The sequence below is a fragment of the Thalassotalea profundi genome, assembly GCF_014653195.1.
In the GTDB taxonomy this organism is placed as follows: domain Bacteria; phylum Pseudomonadota; class Gammaproteobacteria; order Enterobacterales; family Alteromonadaceae; genus Thalassotalea_B; species Thalassotalea_B profundi.
The window spans coordinates 22,836-44,547 of the sequence record NZ_BNAH01000010.1 but is presented as its reverse complement, the minus strand read 5'-3'; the positions used below and the strand labels follow the sequence as shown (position 1 = coordinate 44,547).

Annotated in this window: 17 protein-coding genes; 13 read left to right on the top strand and 4 right to left on the bottom strand. The window is 36.4% G+C overall.

Going from position 1 to position 21,712, the window contains the following annotated elements:
* Positions 1-22: 22 nt before the first annotated feature.
* A complete protein-coding gene (locus IE155_RS12575) occupies positions 23-1,714 on the top strand; it encodes an NAD-dependent malic enzyme (protein ID WP_189378595.1) in 1,692 nt (563 codons plus the stop codon).
* Between the two features lie 88 nt (positions 1,715-1,802).
* On the opposite strand, the gene IE155_RS12570 is transcribed toward IE155_RS12575, so the two are convergent.
* On the bottom strand, positions 1,803-2,171 hold the full coding sequence (locus tag IE155_RS12570; RefSeq protein ID WP_189378594.1) for a PH domain-containing protein: 369 nt from the start codon (positions 2,169-2,171) through the stop codon (positions 1,803-1,805).
* Between the two features lie 368 nt (positions 2,172-2,539).
* On the opposite strand from IE155_RS12570, the gene IE155_RS12565 reads away from it, so the two are divergent.
* Positions 2,540-2,704, top strand: coding sequence for a hypothetical protein (locus IE155_RS12565; RefSeq protein ID WP_189378593.1), 165 nt, complete (start codon positions 2,540-2,542; stop codon positions 2,702-2,704).
* A 103-nt stretch (positions 2,705-2,807) separates the two neighbouring features.
* On the opposite strand, the gene cobN is transcribed toward IE155_RS12565, so the two are convergent.
* From cobN to IE155_RS12550, 3 genes are read right to left on the bottom strand one after another with little or no spacing between them, the layout of a single operon-like run.
* A complete protein-coding gene (gene cobN, locus IE155_RS12560; protein ID WP_189378592.1) occupies positions 2,808-6,833 on the bottom strand; it encodes a cobaltochelatase subunit CobN in 4,026 nt (1,341 codons plus the stop codon).
* Positions 6,833-7,183 (bottom strand): DUF2149 domain-containing protein, encoded by a 351-nt coding sequence (locus IE155_RS12555; protein ID WP_189378591.1) that lies wholly within the window; start codon positions 7,181-7,183, stop codon positions 6,833-6,835. The genes cobN and IE155_RS12555 overlap by 1 nt, the downstream gene beginning before the upstream one ends.
* Entirely contained in the window at positions 7,183-7,722 is a 540-nt protein-coding gene (locus IE155_RS12550) for a MotA/TolQ/ExbB proton channel family protein (RefSeq protein ID WP_189378590.1), read from the bottom strand. The genes IE155_RS12555 and IE155_RS12550 overlap by 1 nt, the downstream gene beginning before the upstream one ends.
* A gap of 259 nt (positions 7,723-7,981) precedes the next feature.
* On the opposite strand from IE155_RS12550, the gene IE155_RS12545 reads away from it, so the two are divergent.
* From IE155_RS12545 to der, 11 genes are all read left to right on the top strand, one after another.
* On the top strand, positions 7,982-10,159 hold the full coding sequence (locus tag IE155_RS12545; RefSeq protein ID WP_189378589.1) for a TonB-dependent hemoglobin/transferrin/lactoferrin family receptor: 2,178 nt from the start codon (positions 7,982-7,984) through the stop codon (positions 10,157-10,159).
* Positions 10,160-10,371: 212 nt separating this feature from the next.
* Positions 10,372-11,268: a hypothetical protein gene (locus IE155_RS12540; protein WP_189378588.1), complete on the top strand. Its 897-nt coding sequence runs from the start codon at positions 10,372-10,374 to the stop codon at positions 11,266-11,268.
* Between the two features lie 101 nt (positions 11,269-11,369).
* Positions 11,370-11,801, top strand: a complete 432-nt coding sequence (ndk, locus tag IE155_RS12535) for a nucleoside-diphosphate kinase (RefSeq protein WP_189378587.1) — start codon at positions 11,370-11,372, stop codon at positions 11,799-11,801.
* Positions 11,802-12,074: 273 nt separating this feature from the next.
* On the top strand, positions 12,075-13,238 hold the full coding sequence (rlmN, locus tag IE155_RS12530; protein WP_189378586.1) for a dual-specificity RNA methyltransferase RlmN: 1,164 nt from the start codon (positions 12,075-12,077) through the stop codon (positions 13,236-13,238).
* A gap of 29 nt (positions 13,239-13,267) precedes the next feature.
* On the top strand, positions 13,268-14,557 hold the full coding sequence (pilW, locus tag IE155_RS12525) for a type IV pilus biogenesis/stability protein PilW (protein ID WP_189378585.1): 1,290 nt from the start codon (positions 13,268-13,270) through the stop codon (positions 14,555-14,557).
* 4 nt (positions 14,558-14,561) lie between these two features.
* Complete coding sequence (locus IE155_RS12520) at positions 14,562-15,587, top strand: RodZ domain-containing protein (protein ID WP_189378584.1); 1,026 nt, start codon at positions 14,562-14,564, stop codon at positions 15,585-15,587.
* A gap of 66 nt (positions 15,588-15,653) precedes the next feature.
* Entirely contained in the window at positions 15,654-16,769 is a 1,116-nt protein-coding gene (gene ispG, locus IE155_RS12515) for a flavodoxin-dependent (E)-4-hydroxy-3-methylbut-2-enyl-diphosphate synthase (protein ID WP_189378583.1), read from the top strand.
* Positions 16,770-16,883: 114 nt separating this feature from the next.
* Positions 16,884-18,164 carry a histidine--tRNA ligase gene (gene hisS, locus IE155_RS12510; RefSeq protein ID WP_189378582.1) on the top strand — a complete coding sequence of 427 codons (1,281 nt, stop codon included), beginning with the start codon at positions 16,884-16,886 and terminating at the stop codon, positions 18,162-18,164.
* 2 nt (positions 18,165-18,166) lie between these two features.
* A complete protein-coding gene (locus IE155_RS12505; protein ID WP_189378581.1) occupies positions 18,167-18,808 on the top strand; it encodes a YfgM family protein in 642 nt (213 codons plus the stop codon).
* Positions 18,809-18,843: 35 nt separating this feature from the next.
* Positions 18,844-20,037, top strand: a complete 1,194-nt coding sequence (gene bamB / locus IE155_RS12500; protein ID WP_229817277.1) for an outer membrane protein assembly factor BamB — start codon at positions 18,844-18,846, stop codon at positions 20,035-20,037.
* A gap of 158 nt (positions 20,038-20,195) precedes the next feature.
* Positions 20,196-21,656, top strand: a complete 1,461-nt coding sequence (gene der / locus IE155_RS12495) for a ribosome biogenesis GTPase Der (protein ID WP_189378580.1) — start codon at positions 20,196-20,198, stop codon at positions 21,654-21,656.
* Positions 21,657-21,712 lie beyond the last annotated feature (56 nt).

Sequence of the window (21,712 nt, the reverse complement as noted above, 5' to 3'; positions counted from 1 at the left end):
GATAGCAAGCGTAAACAACTTTATGACTACTGACATCAAACGCCCTTTATATATCCCGTATGCAGGTCCAACTCTTTTAGAAACACCTCTTTTGAACAAGGGGAGTGCATTTACTGCGAAAGAAAGACAAAACTTTAATTTAATGGGATTGTTACCGCCACGTTACGAGTCAATTGAAGAGCAAGTTAATCGTGCTTATATGCAGTACAGTAGCTTCGATACTAATTTAAATAAACATATCTATTTACGAGCGATACAAGACAATAACGAAACATTGTTTTTTAAGTTAATTGAAGCTCACATTACTGAAATGATGCCTATTATTTATACCCCAACAGTGGGTGATGCATGTGAGCAGTTTTCAGATATATACCGTAGCTCTCGCGGTTTATTTATCTCTTATGCTGAACGTCATAATCTTGATGACATTTTACGTAATGCCACAAAAAATAAAGTTAAAATTATTGTGGTAACTGATGGTGAACGCATTTTAGGGTTAGGCGATCAAGGGATAGGTGGTATGGGGATCCCTATTGGAAAGCTATCCTTGTATACTGCTTGTGGTGGTATTAGTCCCGCTTATAGTTTACCTGTGATGCTTGATGTGGGTACGAACAATGAAAAACTATTGAATGATCCTATGTATATGGGTTGGCGTCATAAACGTATAGAACAAGAAGAATATGATGAATTTTTAGAAATGTTCATTAATGCCATTAAACGTCGTTGGCCGCATGTGATGTTACAATTTGAAGATTTTGCACAACCTAATGCTATGCCATTGCTTTCTCGCTATCGCGATCAAATCTGTTGTTTTAACGATGATATCCAAGGTACTGCTGCTGTGAGCGTAGGGACATTACTTGCAGCATGTCATAGCAAGGGCGCACAATTATCTCAGCAAAAAGTCGTCTTTGTTGGAAGTGGCTCTGCTGGCTGTGGTATCGCAGAACAAATTATTGCTCAAATGATAAAAGAAGGAGCATCACCTGAACAAGCTCGCAGTCAAGTGTATATGGTCGATCGCTTTGGTCTTTTAACTGAAGGTATGGATGGACTACGAGACTTTCAGCAACAGTTGGTGCAGAAGGCAAGTGCGCTAGTTGATTGGTCAATTTCTGGTGCGTATGCGTCATTGTTAGAAGTAGTGCAGGAAGCTAAACCCGATATATTAATTGGTGTTTCTGGTGTTGCTGGTTTATTCACAGAACAAGTGATCAGAACCATGAAAAGCCACTGTGAAATGCCTATTGTTTTCCCATTAAGTAATCCGGTAAGGCAAGTAGAGGCAACACCTGAACAAGTGATTCATTGGACTGACGGTGAAGTTATTGTTGCAACAGGAAGTCCGTTTGATCCGATCGAATATAAAGGAAAAATATTCAATATTGCCCAGTGTAATAATAGCTATATTTTCCCCGGTATTGGTTTGGGAGTTATCTCGGCGAATATCAATCGTATTACTGATGAAATGTTAATGGTTGCGAGTGAAACATTAGCAAAATCATCTCCTTTAGCTAATACAGGTATGGGTGAGTTATTACCACCATTAACTGAAATCTCAAATTTAAGTAAACAAATAGCTTTTGCTATTGCTAAAGTTGCTTTTGAACAAGACTTAGCATTAGAAATTAGCGATGAAATGCTACTTGAAAAAATTGAGCAAAACTTTTGGAGCCCTGCTTACAGAGAGTATCGCCGAATCAGTATTTAATTATCTTCATCAATCGACGACATTGCTGTTGATTTTTATCACACCAATCTACAGTTGTAGATTGGTGTTTTTATCCAAACCTTGAAGATTAAAGTAGATGCTCAGATATTATTTTAGATATTTCAAGTAATGCTGTTTGACCTGTAAATTCGAATCTTACTTGTCCTAATGAAGAAAAATATATTTCTAACTCAGCATCAAGATCGAAAGTGCCTGATGTTTCAACAGAGTAGGCAACAATGTTCTTATAAGGTAATGAGGTATAGTCTTTTTTACTTCCGGTAATTCCTTGTACATTTACAGCGATAATTCTTTTGCTGGTAAATACTACGCCATCACGCATCGACTTATAAGCATCAATAACTTGCTCGTCGTCTAGTAGTAATTCAGCCACTTTTTCTGCGTAGTCACTATTTTGTTTAAGTTTAAAAAAGCCTTTATTATTAAAATCTATCATTTACTTTTCCTTTGATTAGAAGAGGCAGCTCTGTCTTTATTATACGGATACAATAAATATTTTCATTTACCTTTATAAGAATAAATTAGTATCAGGTTGTTTTATCAAAGTCTATTTTTAATTTATTGATAAATTAATGTTTTTTGGTAATTTATTATGAGCTGAACAAGCACAAGATGCTAATGAACTAGCACGTGAGCTTGAGAATGAAGATATTCTAGTTTCTTTAGTAGTGACGATGAGTTATCACGACATTTATTAGTAAGTTCGAAAAAATAGCCCGAAAAGCAAAGCAACAATCTTATGATACTGTTGGTTATTTAGAGTCAGAAGAGTTTAAAGACTTTCATCGTGACTTTAATCATGCAATGAAGTCACTAGAAACGCGTCTAGGTAATATCAACAAGAGTATAGGTAAACTCAATAGCTTTATTCAACGTCAGTCAGATACTATGAATGCTCATTTTGAAAAGGCAGCAGAAGATCGTGAAACGGCGAGTGAATTAACAAGTCAATACAGTATGTGTGGGTAGTTACAAAAACCGAGGTAGAGAATAACACAATGTGCTGAGATATAAAAAGCAGATAAGAATTTCAAATACTTATCTGCTTTTTTAGTACGGTTAAGAGGAAAGTTTATGAAATTTTTCTTATTTGAGACTTAATAAGAAAGTTACTCATAAACCCTAAGGAGAAAATGCCAAATAGTATATATAGCAATGTGTAATCTGTGTCTACTTGCTCTGTTTTAGCTTGTTCTTCAAGTTTTTGTCCTTGCACTTGTTGTGTTTGTTGAGCAGGATTTGCTGGCGATGCCACCGGTTGTGCAAGTGCTTGTGCCAAAGCTTGAGATAACGGCATTAAACCAAAGCCTGCGGCTGTACTGTCCATATATTGGTTAAACTTCTCGTTATCTGTTACGACATCAAACTCAGCAGCAATTTCAGTATAAGTTTCAACCATCTTTTTAATAGTAGCCTCGTCTGTTTTCCAATAACCTTTACGGACCGCTTCTAGCATACGTTCAATAATTTGCGCTAAACTTTCCGCATTATGTTTTTCGAAAAATTCACGCATGTCCATTTCGTATTTATCTTCAACATACACATCAAAAAATTCTTGCCATTGATCATCGCGTATTGCCTCTGGTGTCATGACTTCCCAACCCCACATATTATTCATACGATCGAGAATGGCAGTTGCACCAGCATAACCTGAGTCTTGCATAGCTTTTATCCAACGTGGATGAAAGTAACGGCTACGCATTTCTTGATTGACAAATTGCTCCAGGGTTTGGGCTTTTAATTGATCTTTTTTACGCAAGTTAGAGACATACATCTCAGGTGTTTTTCCATCTAAATGCCTTACCGCTAAGCCAATACCACCAAAATATTGAAATGGATCGTCATTAGTCATAAGCGCATATAAATTAGTTGAACGTGAAAAGATTACACCATCAGTACCTGATAGTACCTTGTTGTACAAGCCACCACCCTCTTCACCAAAGGTATCGTTTACGTTTTCACTCCAACGTTTTTCATCATGGCCGTAAGCAAATCCCATTCTATCGAGATATAATTTAGCCAATTTGTCGTCTGTTTCCCATGTATCAGAGGCTAAAGAGCCACTCGCTAAACCAGTACCATAATTGCCTGTTTCATTGGAAAAAATACGAATAGAAGATAAATAGTTAGCGTCTTCAGCACTTTTACCTTGAGCTAATAATTCGCTTTTTAAGGCGTTAGCATTGCGATAAACAAAGTTATTGTCTTCTTTCATTTTAGCTATTTTATCAATCGCCTTAGCCAACCATAGCATTACGTTTGGAAAAGCATCGCGATATAAGCCTGTCGCGGAAATTACTACATCAATACGTGGGCGTTTTAATTCACTATAAGGAATAACCTCGGTATCAACGACATTGCCTTGGCTGTTCCACTTTGGTTTTAATCCTAATGCGTGAAGTATTTGCGCTTCAAGCGCACCTTGATGTCTCATGGTTTCTAACGACCATAATGAAAATGCTAACTTTTCAGGGTATTTACCATGTTTTTCTACATAAGCTGCAATGGTTTGATCCATTAACTCAACACCGGCATCGTACGCTTCTTTTGAGGGCACTTTTGCTGGATTAAAACCTATTAGGTTTCTACCGGTAGGGGCTGCATTTGGGTTACGAATAGGATCACCACCGTAACTCACAGGTATATAATTAGCTTCAAGTGCAGATAATAAGCTGCTTGTTTCAGCGATGCCTTGAAAATTATCCCAATAACTCTTAGCTAAAGTCAGATCCGCGGCTAATAATTCATCTACATCTGTTAATGTGTTTGGCTCATTTAGATATTTTTTAAGGAGTTGATAGCCTTCAAGTGCTTCGAGATTACGAACATTTCGATGATCGAAATGTTGCTCTAAAGGTAATGCTAAGTGATGTACTTTTTCATAAACAGCGGCTCGATCCGTGAAACCTTCACCTAACATTTGTAGAATAGTGCTATATAGATGAGCTGTTTTAGGTAAATCACCGAAAACATGAACGCCCAATGGCTGGCTCATTTGAGCGAGTGAATGCAAATGGTCTTGTAGTTTATCAATATGCTGATCAAATTCTGTCGCGAGAGTTTGCTTGTCTAAGGCAAGATCGTTAAGCATATTGAGCTTTTCTGCCATCGTGGTTATCTCAGCTTGGGTATTTGCTTTTGTTTTACCATCAGAGAGCATTAAATAGTTGGTGATCTTTTCATTTAATTCAGCAATTTCAGTATATAAGCCTGCTTTTGCAAAACCTGGGGTTAAATGACTGATCATGGTCGCTCTACCGCGACGTTTGGCTTGCATTGCTTCGCCAACATTATCAATTATGTAAGGGTAAAACACTGGCAAGTTACCAATTGCTAGACTCGGTGCATCGTAAACTGAAAGCCCGCGTTCTTTACCCGTCAACCATTCTTGGCTTCCGTGTGTGCCTAAATGAATATAAGCATCGGCATTAAATGTTTTTTGAGCAAATAAATATATTGCTAAATAACTGTGGTTAATTGGCGTTTTGGTGCTGTGATAAAGGTTAGCATGTTCTTTGGCATTTTCACCACGAACACCTTGCGGTAACACCACCATATTTCCTAAGTTCATTCTAGGGATAACAAAAGCTTTAATCGGCTTACCTTCAATAGTGGTATCTCGTAACATACCACTGTCTTCTGGCTTACCCCAGCGCTCAATTATTGGAGTTGTTACTGAAGTGGGTAGGTTGTTAAACCACGCTAAATAGGTACTTAATGGCATATATTCAGCTAAGTCTTGTTTTATAAGTGCTTCAGCATCTTCGCCGCGGTAATAAGGACGTAAAAGTTTTCCTGCTGATTCGATTAATTCTTCATTAGTTTTTACCTTAACTTGATAACCTTTTTCTTGCATTGCGATGGCGATATTTTCAATTGATTGAGGAACATCTAAGAAGGCGGCGCCAATATTTTTTTCACCGGGAGGATAATTCCAAATAAAGGTCGCTATTTTTTTATCTTTATTACTAATGTGCGCTAAGTTTGCGTGGTTATAGGCACGTTCTACTAAAGCGTCTAATTGGTAGGGGATAACTTTTTTTGCGCCTTTTTCATTAGCGGCAATTATGGTTGGGTCTGCACTTCCTGTATCTTCTGGCATCACTAAAAAGAAAGGGGTTAATGAAGGTGAAATACCCGCATTATCTTGTTCAAACTCACTTTGCGCTCCTTCTGTGTAATTTAGTGCGTGCAATACAGGCACACCTAGCTTTTCAAATTCAGCACGGCGCTTTTCTACATAATGTAATGAACGATAATTAATGACTAAATCGACTCTTGATCTACTCATAGGATCCTCTTCAACCATTAATAAGTCGGTATAATTTAGCGGTAAATCTTCACCCTCAAAAAAATAGCCAAATGCTTTAGCACCTTTTTCTTCTAGCCCTTTGATTATGGCATCAACAATTTGTTGCTGTTGATAATCAACAACACTGCGATGAATACCTATTGCAATGACGGGTTGTTTTTTTTCTGTTTGTAAAAATTCAAAAAAGGCATCTTCATCATCGGTTATTTGCCCTTTAAAGGCATAATGGTAAAGGCCTACGGTGGGTGTTATCACTGGGGAAGCGGGTGAATTCTCCGATAATTTTAGTAAATTACTGGTTAGATATAGCATCATATTTCGGTAATTATCATTACCTGCATTTTTATAATAACTACCGATAGTGGCATTTTGTTCATCGGTTAAACCATGGTTCATTTTCGTATTTGTTAAATCCCCTAATGAAATAACAGGAACATTGGGAAATTGCGTGATTTTATCTTGGTATTTTGCAAACATGAATTTTGATAATGCAGGGTTTATACCATCTAACATCATTAATTTAGCTTGTGACCAGGCTAAATTAATTTCTTCTTCTGTTTTACCTTTAGTCGAATATATTACAAGCTCAAACGGTTGGTCTTTTGCTAATTCTTTTAGCAAGTCACCTTTAGGTTTAGAGGCATGTGATGACATCATTAACAAAACTTGTGGCTTAGTATTTGTGGACTTTTCACTACTAAAAGCGAGGTGACTGGTTAAAATACCAACCACAAAGGTACTGATGGCGATACGTGATAATATTTTTGTGACGATTGTTTTTAACATTATTTTTTACTCGGTTCTGCAGAGGCTGAACTACTTGATGTTTCATTTTCAGGGACATAAACAAAGCTACCGTCTGCCATTTTATATGCGACACCTGCGCGCATGCCTTCGCCAGAGCCAATATCTCCGGTAGACTTGTATTGTTTTATTTCTTTGCCTTTTTTAATGATTACTTCCATATTCGGCTTTCCGGCATTTTTCACTACCGTTACATCATCACTTGAAAATACATTGAGTGGATTTTGTGCAAGTGCAATGAGTAGTGCAGCAATAATAACTAAGAACACATCAACTAAATTTACGGCACTTACAATAGGGTTGAGTTCTTCATCTTCATCTAAAAACCGCATTATCTTGAGCCTTTTAATTTACGTATGTTGATTAATTCATTGGCACACCAACGTTTTTTCACAGAGGCAGGCCAAAAGGTAATGGTTGAAATAACCAAGCCCCAAATTACTGCGGCAAAGGCAATGATTAGATTTTCACTAATGCCTTGTATATTGCCGTCAGCTAAAGCTTGTAATGCCGGCCCCATAGGGATCATGGTTGCGATAAGTCCAAGCATGGGCGCAATTCGGGTAACAACTCTTAACGTCTCAAGTTGTTTTAAAGCAACAACTTCTAATTCATCGTCACTTGCTTGAGGATTATTAATAAAATAATTATGAATTGGGTACCCTTCATGTGTGGTTATCGTGTCGGTATAGTTTTGCGATAACTGCTGGGTATAAATTACTCTACTTTTTTTTCTTAAAAGCCATTGAGATGCAAATTGCCCTAAAGCGTAAAAGGCATAAATAACTAAAGCACAAATTAGCACTATGACAGGCGCCATTAATAACTTTGACGCTTGTGCCATGGTTATTTCTAAAAATTGAATATTCACGTTGTTAATTACCTCATTAAATTAAACGCATTAATTGTACAGAGCGGTAATAAACATTACAAGCAATCTAAATGATAATAGTTGTTATTTGTGTTTACAAAATGATTTTGTACGTGTAAAGTAAAAAACGATTGATTAGAAAGCCCCAAAAATGCCGACCCGCTGTAGTTGCTAACAGGTGAATATTTCCCCCCGGAGTATTTATTTGTTAGTAAGCGCTAGGCATTACTCTTTAAACTTAGGAAATAAAAAAATGTGTATGCTCAAACGCACTCTATTAGCTAGTGCTATTTTATCAGCAATGGCTTTACCATCTGTTTCACAGGCTAATGAAAATTTTGATGTAGCAGTAAACTCTGACCTAGAAGTGATCGTGATCAGCGGTAGTAAAACCGAAAAGCCTCTGAAAGATGTGGCAGGCAGTATTTCAGTTATTACTCAAGAAGATCTTGATAAACAAGTGACGACTGATATGAGTCAATTGTTTAAATATGATCCAAGCATTCAAGTAAGCGGCAATACAGGTGATGCGCAAAATTTTATTGTTCGAGGTATGGGTGGCGATCGTATTTTAATGATTAAAGACGGTATGCGAATGAATGAAGGCTATGGTGCCGATGGTTTAAATGACATTGTAGGCCGTGGTTTTATCGATACCGATATTCTAAAGCAAGTGGAAGTTGCTAAAGGTGCTGCTTCTTCTCTTTATGGTTCAGATGCATTAGGCGGCATTGTTGTTTTTACTACTAAATCAGCATCTGATTATTTAGATCAAGATGAGAATTTTGCAGGGAAAATAAAACTTGGTTATACAGAGCAAGGAAAACAAAGTAATCTAAGTTCTACAATTGCTTTTAAAACAGGGACATTAGAGCATCTATTGAATGTGTCAAAGCGAGATGGTGAAGAGACACAAAATTTTGATAATACCAAGCCAGAACTTGATATTGATTCAACAAGTTATTTTTATAATGCAAAATATAACTTAAATAAAAATGACTTTATTAGTTTTACAGCTGATGTCTGGGAACAAGATGTTAAAGGAGATACTACTTATGGTCTCTTGGATTATTTTAGAACATTAGCGGGTTATAATATTATTGAAGAAAAGAATACGAGTACAAAAGAAAATAAGTCGTTCCAATTACGCTATCACTCTGAATCACCTACTGCTTTTTATGATCAATTAAATATTTCTATTTATCAAAATGAAACCACACAAGAAGATGTTGAATATGGTCAGTTAGATATTAATGCTAATTTTGGTTTCCCTGTTATTGAAATTAGGGATATGTGGAAAACAGCGGTGTATCATCAGGAAACTCAAGGTTTTCTTTCTAACGCAAGTTTAAAAATTAATGATACTCATACTTTAGGTTATGGTTTAGATATTGAAAATTCAGAATCTACACGAAATGAGGTGAAACTTTATTCTGTTGAAGGTACCCCTAAAGCAGGTTACCCTCAAACCACAGATAAATTCCCAAAAACTGAAGTCGCGCGAGCGGGTATTTTTATTAATGACGAAATATCTTTATTAAATAATAGGTTAATTATTACACCAGGCGCGCGTTTTGATACTTATGAAATGGATGCTAATAATGCCTTAAAGGCTGATGGTGAAGCATACGCCAATTTTGATGAAGATCACGTGTCATTTAATCTTGGTGCTTTATATAAAATTAGCGATACTGTCGCGATCTTTGCTCAATATGGTGAAGGCTTTAAAGTGCCAGCTTATGACCTTGCGTATATAGATCATGATAATTCAATCTATGGTTATAAAGTAGTGCCGAGTGACAATTTATCTCCAGAAGAAAGTGACTCATACGAGCTAGGTTTAAAGGGACATATAGATAATTTATTCTTTAATGCCGCGGTTTATTACAACGAATATGATAAGTTTTTATCAACTGAGTTAATTGATATTGAGACGAGTATTAATCCTTATTCTGGGCAAGAAGCTCAAGTATTAGTATATCAATATCAAAACATAGACTCTGTAACAACTAAAGGTATTGAAGCGAGTGTGCGTTATCATTTAAATGATACAGTTTCGCTATTTGCAAATGCAGCATACCAAGACGGTAAAAATGATGAAACTGATGAGTATATTACTAGTATTATGCCATTATCTGGTGTGAGTGGTGTGACTTATGAAGGAGAAAAACTGTCTGCTGAATTAATTTTAAATTGGGCTAAACGTATGGATAAAGTGAATGAAAACAATGTGGAAGTTGCCGGTTATGGCACACTTGATTTGTTAACAAGTTATGCATTTAACGATGACGTTAAAATTAATGTATCTGTGTCTAATTTAACTGATAAAAGGTATATTCGCTATATAAACGGAGCAGGACATGTTGATAGTTCAACGTTAAGTAATGTTACAGAAGCTGGTAGAAGCATTTCAGCTAATGTTCACTACAATTTTTAATTAATCTTAGACACTTATAAAAGTTATTTAAAAGACAGGTTTCTATAGATAGGGATCTGTCTTTTTAGTTTGAAACAATAATATTGATAAATAAAGTTTATATCTGGGTTGCACAGACATATAAATTTAAATTATGCTTTGATTTTGAATTTATATGAATTAACTTTGAATTTTAATTCAGCTTATAGACGTGTGATTTTATAGGTGTTGGTGTGGTTGCGAAATGTTGTACTATTATTTATAAGGTTAAGTTTCCCTTTATTTTTATTCTAATCTGTTCGTTAATATTAACGTCTTCACTTAGTTATGCAACCGAGAAAACATTGGTTAATTTCTTTACTTTGGCTAAAGTTACTCAAGTTAAAGGTATTGAATTAGAATCGGTAAACTCAGAGCAACAAACTTTTTCACTAATTCTTGAGCGATTAGAAGAGATTGAACCCAAATACAAAATATCGAGTTATCATCATGCGTTGAGCTATATGGAAAAATACCCTAATACTTGTATTCGAAATCTTGTAAAAAATCCAGAACGTGAGAAGTTATTTATATTTAGCCAACCACAGACATTATACCTTGGCGCTAGAGTTTATTTAAACCCTGAACTGTCATCGAAAGTTAATTATCAAAAAAATAAATCAGATAAAATTAATTTAGTACAATTTATTAAAGATAACCCTAATTATATACTTGGGATCGAACACGAACGTTCTTATGGTGAAACATTAGATCAGCAAATACAGTTAATCCCTTCTAAAAATAAATATTTAATGAGCGGTAGCTCAAATGAATTAGTGTTAGTCATGATGCTATACAATAATAAAATTGATTTCATCATTGAATATCCAGATGTGATGTACAATGCGAGTAAATTTAGTAGCGCATCTCCTTTAACTAGTTATGGAATAGCGTCGGGTGATAAATTTCAATTTGGCTATTTAGCATGTAGCAACACTAAGCAAGGGCGAGATATTATCAATCAGTTTAATAGTGCTCTGACAAATAGTTATCAAGAACCTTCCTATTATAAAGCCCATACCGATTGGATTGATCAATCAAGTCACCAAACGTTTAAACAACTATACCAAGAATTAATTCTTAACAACTAATAGTCATAGAAGGATAACATTAGTTATTTTTCTTTAATTGGTCTATAATCGCGCCCAAATTTTTACACAAGTTATTAATTAATTATTTAAGAGGGCTTATCATGGCTATCGAACGTACGTTTTCAATCGTAAAACCAGATGCAGTTGCAAAAAATGTAATTGGTCAAATTTATAACCGTTTTGAAACAGCGGGTTTAAAAATTGTTGCTGCAAAAATGGTTCATTTATCAAAAGAAAAAGCTGAAGGCTTTTATGCTGAGCATAGCGAACGTCCATTTTTTGGTGCATTAGTTGAATTTATGACTTCAGGTCCTGTTATGGTTCAAGTTTTAGAAGGCGAAAACGCTGTTCTTAAAAACCGTGAAATTATGGGTGCAACTAACCCAAGCGACGCATTAGCTGGTACGTTACGTGCAGATTATGCTGATTCAATCGACGAAAATGCTTGTCACGGTTCAGATGCGCTAGAATCTGCGGCGCGTGAAATCGCTTATTTCTTCTCTGATGATGAAATTTGCCCACGCACTCGTTAATTTGATTGTAAATTCCAGCGTTAGTTGGAATTACTGTTAAGTCAAATCGAAAGGATTTTACTGCAGGTCAGTAAAATCCTTTTGTTATTTATATGATGGGCTATATTCATCATTTAAGAATAACGATAAAGAACTAAAACCTATTCTTTTTAATTGAAAGTGATTAGAAACAATAGGCTTTATTTTTTGATAAAATCTTTAGACAAAATTGTTACACTTGAGTGAAAAGTGTACAATTTAGCCCTTTGAATTTGCTGTTTTGGAATTTTTTACATGACTGATGTTGTAACAACTGTAACCCCTGAAACGAAGAAAAAAGTTAACCTACTTAACTTAGATCACCAAATGATGCGTGAATACTTTGCGTCTATTGGCGAAAAGCCGTTTCGTGCTGATCAGATCATGAAATGGATGTATCACTTTGGTTACGATGACTTTGAAAAAATGACTAACTTAAATAAAAAGTTAAGAGAGAAGTTACAACGAAATACTGAAATTAAAGCCCCTGAAATAGCAGAAAAACAAGTATCTAAAGATGGCACCATAAAATATGCGTTAAAGCTTGAAGGGGGGCAAGAGGTTGAAACGGTTTGGATCCCTGAAAACGATAGGGCGACTTTGTGTGTTTCTTCACAAGTAGGTTGCGCTCTTGAATGTACATTTTGTGCAACAGCACAACAAGGTTTTAATCGTAACTTATCGATGAGTGAGATTATTGGCCAAGTATGGCGAGTTGCAAATGATATTGGAGCTACTCGTATTGCAGGTAAGAGACCTATTACTAATATTGTGATGATGGGAATGGGGGAGCCATTATTGAACATGAAAAACCTGATCCCCGCTCTTGATACTATGTTAAATGACTTAGGTTATGGTCTTTCTAAACGACGTGTTACAGTAAGTACCTCTGGTGTTGTTCCTGCACTTGATATGTTGAAAGAAAAAATTGACTGTGCTTTAGCTATCTCTATCCATGCGCCTAATAATAAATTACGTGATGAATTAGTACCAATTAATAAAAAGTACCCTTTAGAAGAGTTTATTTCTGCTGCTGCTCGCTACATAGATGGGTCAAAAGCAAATAAACAAGCGACAATAGAGTATGTAATGTTGGACCATGTTAATGATAGTACGGAACAAGCTCATGAATTAGCACATGCATTAAAAGATTTACCAAGTAAAATTAACTTAATTCCTTTTAATCCTTACCCTGGTTCACCGTATAAACGTTCGAGTAATTCACGTATCGATAGATTTGATAAAGTACTTCAAAGTTATGGACTTACGGTTATTACTAGGCGAACAAGAGGAGACGATATAGATGCTGCTTGTGGACAATTAGCAGGTGATGTTTTAGATAGAACTAAGCGAACAGCAAGTATTGCAGAAAAAAAACAGGTGAAAGCTGACGAGATATCAGTAAAAATAGTAAGATAACTACATTATAAAAGTGACGCATACGGATTATGGTAAATTTTAATAAAATTGTTTTGAGTCTTTTATGCCTTATTTTTTTCACTGCTTGTGTGACTCAACAATATGATGGCGATGGCAGTAAACCATTAGTAGAAAATGAATCTACTAATAATGAAATTGCTATGACTAGAATATCTTTAGGTTTAGGGTATTTGAAAATGGGGAATACCACTCAAGCCAAATTAAACTTAGAAAAAGCCAAACGTTTTTCACCAAATTTAGTACAAGTTCATACAGCGTTTGCTTACTATTACGATACCGTTTCAGAGCCTGAATTAGCGATAGACTCATATGAAACTGCATTATCTCTACAGCGTGATAACGCAGATACATTGAATAATTATGGGGCATTTTTATGTAAGCATGAGCAATATCAAGCTGCAGAAAAGCAATTTTTAAAAGCGATTGCCGTCCCTAGCTATTTACTTGTATCACAAAGTTATCAGAATTTAGCTATTTGCCAATTAGAAGCAAAACAGTTTAGTAAAGCCGAATCTTACTTAAAAAAAGCCATTGTACACAGTCCAAATAATGCAAGCGTATTATTACAAATGGTGCGTTTACAATACATTAAAGGCGATTATGAGAATGCACAGAAGTATTTTCAACGATATGAAAAATCTACTAGACGATTTACTCCTGATGCACTTGCGCTAGCGTTTAAAGTATTTGAAAAGCAATATGATCGTAAGACGGCTAAAAACTATGCTGGTATGTTGGTTAAAATGTTTCCTGCGTCATATGAAGCTAAGCAATATATATTGAATGGCTTGACGACGATTGAAGCGGATCAATTAGCACAAGAATATTTATTAGTTACATCAAATAAACAAGCACCGAAAAAGCGTGTAGTAGTGTTATCACCGGATAAGTCTCACTCAAGTAATAAGTCAGAAAATTTCAAATCTAATGGCGTGGATAATTCGCAAGCAGCATCAACGGTAAAGCAGGAAACAAAAGCAGAACAAGAAAAAGCAAATAACAAAGAGATGGTTTCCTCTACGGTTGATGCAATCACTGCGTTTGATACGTTAAATGAAAGTAAAGCCGCTAGAACTAATGAGTCAGCGAACAATGATAATGAACAACAAACGGTAACATTGCCTATTCATGTGGTTAAAAAAGGAGAGAGTTTATTCTCTATCTCACAAAAATATAATATACATATGAAAGCTATAGAGCGTTGGAATAAAATTAGCCGAAAAAATGTGTTGCGGTTAGGTCAAGTACTTTATATCGCCAACCCTGAAACTGCAGAAAAATCGCAAGAGAAACAATAAAATAATGAGCCAAAACCATACAACTACGATTATTGAAGAACCAGAAGTTACCGAAATTGTTGGCCCTGGAAAATTACTTGCTACCGCGCGTGAACAGCAAGGTTTATCAACGAAGGATGTTTCAGACCGACTTAATTTTCGTTTAGGTTTAGTTGAAAATATAGAAAAAAATCAGTTTGATAGAACATTACCTGCAACCTATAATCGCGGCTATCTGAAAAGTTATGCAAAACTGGTCAACATTTCTGAAAGTGAAGTTTTAGAAAGTTATGAAAAACTTTCAGCAGTCGAAGAGCAGGATGCTGGAATACAACATGTTGTATTACAAAGTTTTTCAAAAGAAACAGAGAAACAAGCTGAAAATAATCGCTTAATGTGGGTGAGTTATTTAATTTTAGCTATTTTAGTAGGTTCTACATTAATGTGGTGGCTTCAAGATGGAAAGCTTGATGCCATTCAACTTAATAATGATACGACTGAAGAAGCCACTAATGCGACAACAAACCTAGGCAATGAAACCGTGACTGCGGTGAGCGAAACTCTTGATGATAATATTGCTGATGTTGCTGAAACTGAATCTTTACCTTCACAAGAGTTTGAGCAAACTATTGAAGATGAAGCAATCGCTCCAGAAAATGCAATGTCTAGCACGAATGAAAATAACAATAATTCAACTGAAAGTGATGCCGTCTTAAATGATACTGATGACAATACGAATACGGAAACAGCATTTTTAGAAAATCTTGAAAATTCCACTTCTGATCCAATCACTGAAATATTAGCAGATCCTGTAGAAGTTAGTTTTACCTTTTTGGGTGATTGCTGGGTTAATATCTATGATGCCAGCGGCGAAAGAATTGCTTGGGGTATTAAAAAAGCAGAATATGAGATGAAGATTAACGGTCATCCACCATTTTCAATTACCTTAGGTAAACCCGAATTAGTCTCAATTGTTTTTGATGGCTCTGAAGTAGATATGTCACAATTTAATCGTGGAAATATTGCAAAATTTTCGCTTCCATTAGAGTAATTTAATCGAAATATCGCCTTATTAGTATTTGGTCTAATCCTTACGAAAGTTAATTTAAGAGTCATTATGTTTAAAGAATCACCTATTATTCGTCGTATATCTCGTCAAATTATGGTTGGCAACGTACCTATTGGTGGTAATGCACCAATTGCGGTTCAGTCAATGACAAATACCCTAACGACGGATGTAGAAGCAACGGTTAAACAAATTAAATCATTAGAAGCTGTTGGCGCTGATATTGTGCGAGTGAGTGTCCCTACAATGGACGCTGCTGAAGCATTTAAACTTATTAAACAACAAGTTAAAGTGCCTTTAGTTGCTGATATTCACTTTGATTATCGTATTGCATTAAAAGTAGCTGAATACGGTGTCGATTGTTTACGTATCAATCCTGGAAATATAGGACGAGAAGATCGCATTAAAGCGGTTGTTTCCGCGGCGCGGGATAAAAATATTCCGATTAGAATTGGAGTTAATGGTGGCTCATTAGAAAAAGATATTCAAGAAAAGTACACCGAACCGACAGCTGAAGCATTATTAGAGTCGGCTATGCGTCATGTGGATATCCTTGATCGTTTAAACTTTCATGATTTTAAGGTCAGCGTTAAAGCTTCAGATGTATTTCTAGCTGTAGGCGCTTATCGATTGCTTGCAAAACAAATAGATAATCCATTACACCTAGGTATTACAGAAGCCGGAGGATTACGCTCAGGTTCTGTTAAATCGTCTGTTGGTTTAGGACTGCTACTATCGGAAGGAATTGGTGATACATTACGTGTCTCATTGGCAGCAGATCCTGTGGAAGAAATTAAAGTTGGGTTTGATATTTTAAAGTCATTAAAACTGAGAAGTCGCGGTATTAACTTTATAGCTTGTCCAAGTTGTTCAAGACAAGAATTCGATGTGATTTCGACCGTTAATGAGTTAGAACAGCGAGTTGAAGATATTTTAACACCAATGGATGTTTCTATTATAGGTTGTATTGTTAATGGACCTGGCGAGGCTACGGTGTCTGACCTTGGGTTAACTGGTAGCAGTAAAAAAAGTGGTTTTTACTTAGATGGTATTAGGCAAAGAGAGCGTTTTGACAATAACCATTTAGTTGACCAACTTGAACAACGAATTCGGGCTAAAGCTAAGCTACTCGATGCAAAAAATAAAATTGATATTAAAGAAGTTTAACTTTAATAGTTTGTATTAATGAGTAACAAGTAAAGTTATATTTTACGTTTTGCTCGAATCTGCCTATAATGCGCGCTGCGCTGAGATAATGTATTAAGAGAGAGAATAAACGACGTGAGTAAAGCTATTCAAGCGATCAGAGGTATGAACGATTGTTTGCCATCAGAAACTAATATTTGGCAAATGGTTGAATCCGTATTACGTCGTGTTGCCAGCAATTATGGATTTGCTGAAATACGCATGCCTATTGTTGAATCTACTGGCCTGTTTAAACGCTCTATCGGTGAAGTAACCGATATTGTAGAAAAAGAGATGTATACCTTTGAAGATCGTAACGGCGATAGTTTAACATTACGTCCAGAAGGGACGGCATCTTGTGTACGTGCAGGCAATCAACATGGTTTACTTTATAACCAAGAACAACGTTTATGGTATATGGGGCCAATGTTTCGTCATGAACGTCCTCAGAAAGGTCGTTATCGCCAGTTCCATCAATTTGGCCTAGAAGCCTTTGGTATAGCGACTCCAGATATAGATGCAGAAGTTATTTTGTTAACTTCTCGTTTATGGCGGGAACTTGGCATCAATGAGTTTGTCACACTAGAGTTGAATTCGTTAGGTTCAAATGAAGAACGAGCATCTTATCGTGACGCACTTGTTGAATTTCTAACTGAAAAAGAATCATTACTTGATGAAGATAGTAAGCGGAGAATGCATACTAATCCGCTACGTGTTCTTGACAGTAAAAATCCAGAAGTTCAAGCTGCATTAGCTGATGCGCCAAAGTTATCACAATACTTTGGCAAGGAGTCACTAGAGCATTTTGAACAGGTTTGTCAACGCTTAGATGCGGCTGGTATTAATTATGTGATTAATGAACGTTTAGTCAGAGGCTTAGATTATTACAACCGTACAGTATTTGAATGGGTTACTGACAGTTTAGGTGCTCAAGGCACTATTTGTGCAGGCGGACGTTACGATGGTTTAGTTGAGCAACTAGGTGGTAAAGCTACGCCAGGGTTTGGTTTTGCTTTAGGTATTGAACGTTTAGTATTAATGCTGACTAGTTTAGACAAAGTCACTAATATTAGGCCGCAAGTTGATGCATATTTAATTAGCTTAGGTGATGGTATTGATATTGCTGCTAGCGGATTGGCTGAACAATGGCGTGATAAAGTACCAGAAATTCGTATTCAAAATCATGTAGGTGGTGGCAATATGAAGAAGCAAATGAAACGCGCGGATAAATCAGGTGCTCAAATAGCGATAATTCTAGGCGAAGATGAACTGAGCCAAGAAAGTGTCACCGTAAAATATTTACGCGGACAACATGAACAACAAAGTGTGGCATTTAGTGATGTGCCAGCTTTATTAGAAAGTTTAATTAAGGGTTAGTTGTGGATATCAATCAAACAGAAGAACAACAAGTAGAAACAATCAAACGTATTTGGTCTGAATATGGTACTTCAATAATAGCAGGTTTAACTATCGGTTTTGCTGGTTTTATTGGTTTTAATTATTATCAAGAACAACAGTTTGAAAATGAAGTTGCTACCTCTGAAGCTTATCAATCAGTTGTTGAAACTATTACAGACGAAAACAATGAAACATTTCGTCAGCAAGGTGATCAATTTATCGCTGAACATGCCGATTCAAATTATGCAGTGTTAACAGCATTTGCATTAGCAAAAGATGCTGCAACCCATAAAGATTGGGCAAAAGCTGAAAGCTATTTAACTACAGCTATTGAAAAATCAGATGATATGGCATTAAAAGGTATTGCTATTTTACGTAAAGCACGTGTTCAATTACAACAAGAACAAGCGGCTTTGGCTTTAGAAACTTTAGCTATGCCTTTATCTGATGCGTTTAAAGCTTCAGCAGAAGAAATTAAAGGTGATGCTTACTTAGCTCAAAATAAAAATGAATTAGCACGCAATGCTTACCAAGCGGCTATTGATGCGAGTGGGGATGTTGTAGCGCCTACATTGCAAATGAAATTGGATGATTTGGCTGAAAATATTAGCCTAGCTAATTAATTCACTATCCAATAAATCCATTTTAGGAGTGTTAAGTGCCTAGTTTAAATAAAAAATTATTAGTAATACTTTTTATGTCGATCGGTTTAGCGGCATGTTCTTCAACGGAAGATGAGATTGACCCAAACGAACCAGCTGAGTTAGTCGATATACAAGCTAAATTTGAGCCTAAAGTTGTTTGGGACCAAAGTGTAGGTGGTGTAGACGATTATTATTCTCAACTTAGACCTATTGTTGCATACGATAAAGTATTTACTGCAAGCCGCGAAGGCGATGCTTACGCTTTTGATCTACTAACCGGCAAAAAAGTTTGGCATAAAGATTTAAGTGATTTAGATAATGCGCGTGGTTTCTTTAGTAATCGTACTTCTGCATTAATCAGTGGTGGGCCTACAGCGGGTATCAATCAGATTTTCTTAGGTAGCGAAAATGGTATTGTTTATGCGCTTGAAGCAGATAACGGATCAGTTGTATGGCAAGGAAAAGTTAAAGGCGAAGTTATTGCTGCTCCAGCATTTGATCAAGGTACAGTTGTTGTTAATACCTCTTCAGGCGTAATGAAAAGTTTCAATGCTTCAACAGGTGAAGATGGTTGGCAAATAGAGCAAGATGTTCCTGCGTTAACATTGAGGGGCATCAGTGCTCCAACCACTATTGCTGGCGGTGTATTAGTGGGAACCGCCGATGGCTTGCTAGTGGTATATATATTAGAAAATGGTCAACAAGGCTGGACAGTTGAAGTAGGGGAAGCTACTGGTTCAACTGAGCTTGAGCGTGTTATTGATGTAGATGCAGCGCCAGTTGCGTATGACGATAAAGTGTATGCTATTTCAGCTCGAGGTCATTTGGCTGCGGTTGATTTACGTTCTGGTCGTAAGCTTTGGGAGCGTCAATACTCTTCATTTTATTCAGTATCTATTGATGGAAACAATCTTTACTTAACAGACATAAAAGGTCATGTATACGCTATTGATCGACTTAATGGTTTAGAGAGGTGGAGTCAATTAGCGTTAACTAATCGTGGCGTAACAGGCCCTGCAGTAGTTGGTGATTATGTTGTAGTGGGTGACTTTGAAGGTTATCTACATTGGATATCACAAGAAAGCGGCGATATAGTTGCACGTCATCACGTTGACGGGAGTGGATTGAATACTACCCCAACAGTTGTGAATGACTTAGTCATTGTACAATCAAGAGATGGTGACTTAGAGGCGATAAAAGCGCCTTAAAAGAGTAACAATAATAACACCAATCGGTTGTTGGTATTATTGTGCTAAAATTAGAAACGGCTCCACAGCATTTCGCTGGTGGAGCCGTTGTGTTTATATAATATGAGCAATTAATGATAACAATTTTATTAATTGCTACTGAATAATTTGAGGTTTTCATGCTTCCTGTAGTAGCGCTAGTCGGGCGTCCTAATGTTGGTAAATCAACTTTATTTAATCGATTAACTCGTAGTCGAGATGCCCTTGTAGCTGATTATCCAGGGCTTACACGAGACCGCCAGTATGGCCAAGCTCAAGTTGAAGAACATCCTTTTATCGTCATAGACACTGGCGGTATACATGGTGATGAAACTGGAATTGATGCTTTAATGGCTGAACAATCTTTAATGGCCATTGAAGAGTCTGACGCGGTTTTATTTCTTGTTGATGCTAGGGCTGGTTTAACGTCTGCAGATCAAAGTATTGCTGAGCACTTAAGAAAGCAAAATAAAAAAGTCTTCTTAGTAGCTAATAAAGTTGATGGTATTGATGCTGATTCTGCTGTTGCTGAATTTTATGCGCTTGCGTTAGGTGACGTACATCAAATAGCGGCAGCACATGGTCGAGGTGTGACTCAATTATTAACACTCGCATTAACACCGCATATTGAAGCGTTAACAAACTTAGCTGACGAAACACCTGACAGTGACGATGAGTTATCGGCAGAATTAACCGATGAAGAGTTAATTGAGCAATCGCCAGAAGAAGACGATATGATCAAATTAGCGATCATTGGTAAACCTAATGTGGGTAAATCAACGTTAACGAACCGTATTTTGGGGGAAGAGCGCGTTGTTGTTTACGATATGCCAGGCACTACTCGAGATAGTGTGTATATCCCTATGGAGCATAAAGGCCGCCAATACACCTTAATTGATACTGCTGGTATTCGTCGTCGTAAAAATGTGACAGATGTTGTTGAAAAGTACTCAGTGATCAAAACCTTACGTGCCATCGAAGATGCTAACGTTTGTTTATTGATTATTGATGCTCAAGAGGGCTTGTCGGATCAAGATTTAAGTCTTTTAGGTTTTATTCTTGAAGCCGGTCGTTCTTTAGTGATTGCGGTGAATAAGTGGGATGGTTTAGAAGAACATGCTAAAGATCGTATTAAAACTGAAATTGATCGTCGTTTAGGTTTTATTGATTTTGCGCGTATGCATTTTATTTCTGCATTACATGGTACCGGTGTTGGTCATTTATATGAATCAGTCGAAGAAGCCTTTATTTCTGCCACTAAACGTATTTCGACCTCTATGGTAACTAAAATATTAGATATGGCAGTATTTGATCATCAACCTCCTATGCACAATGGTCGTCGTATAAAACTTAAATATGCGCATGCTGGTGGTTATAACCCACCTATTATTGTTATTCATGGTAATCAAGCTAAACATTTACCTGTGTCTTACAAGCGTTACTTAATGAATTATTACCGTAAAGCTTTAAAAATGATGGGGACACCTATCAAAATAGAATTTAGAGAAACAAGTAATCCATTTGCGGGTAAAAAACGTTTAAGCTTTTCAGAGCAAAAAAAACTTGCTCGTAAAACCCAAGGGTACAAAAAAGCCGAGTAGTTACCTATTAATAACTTTACAGAAAATATCGAAATCAACTAAAGCTAACAAAGGGT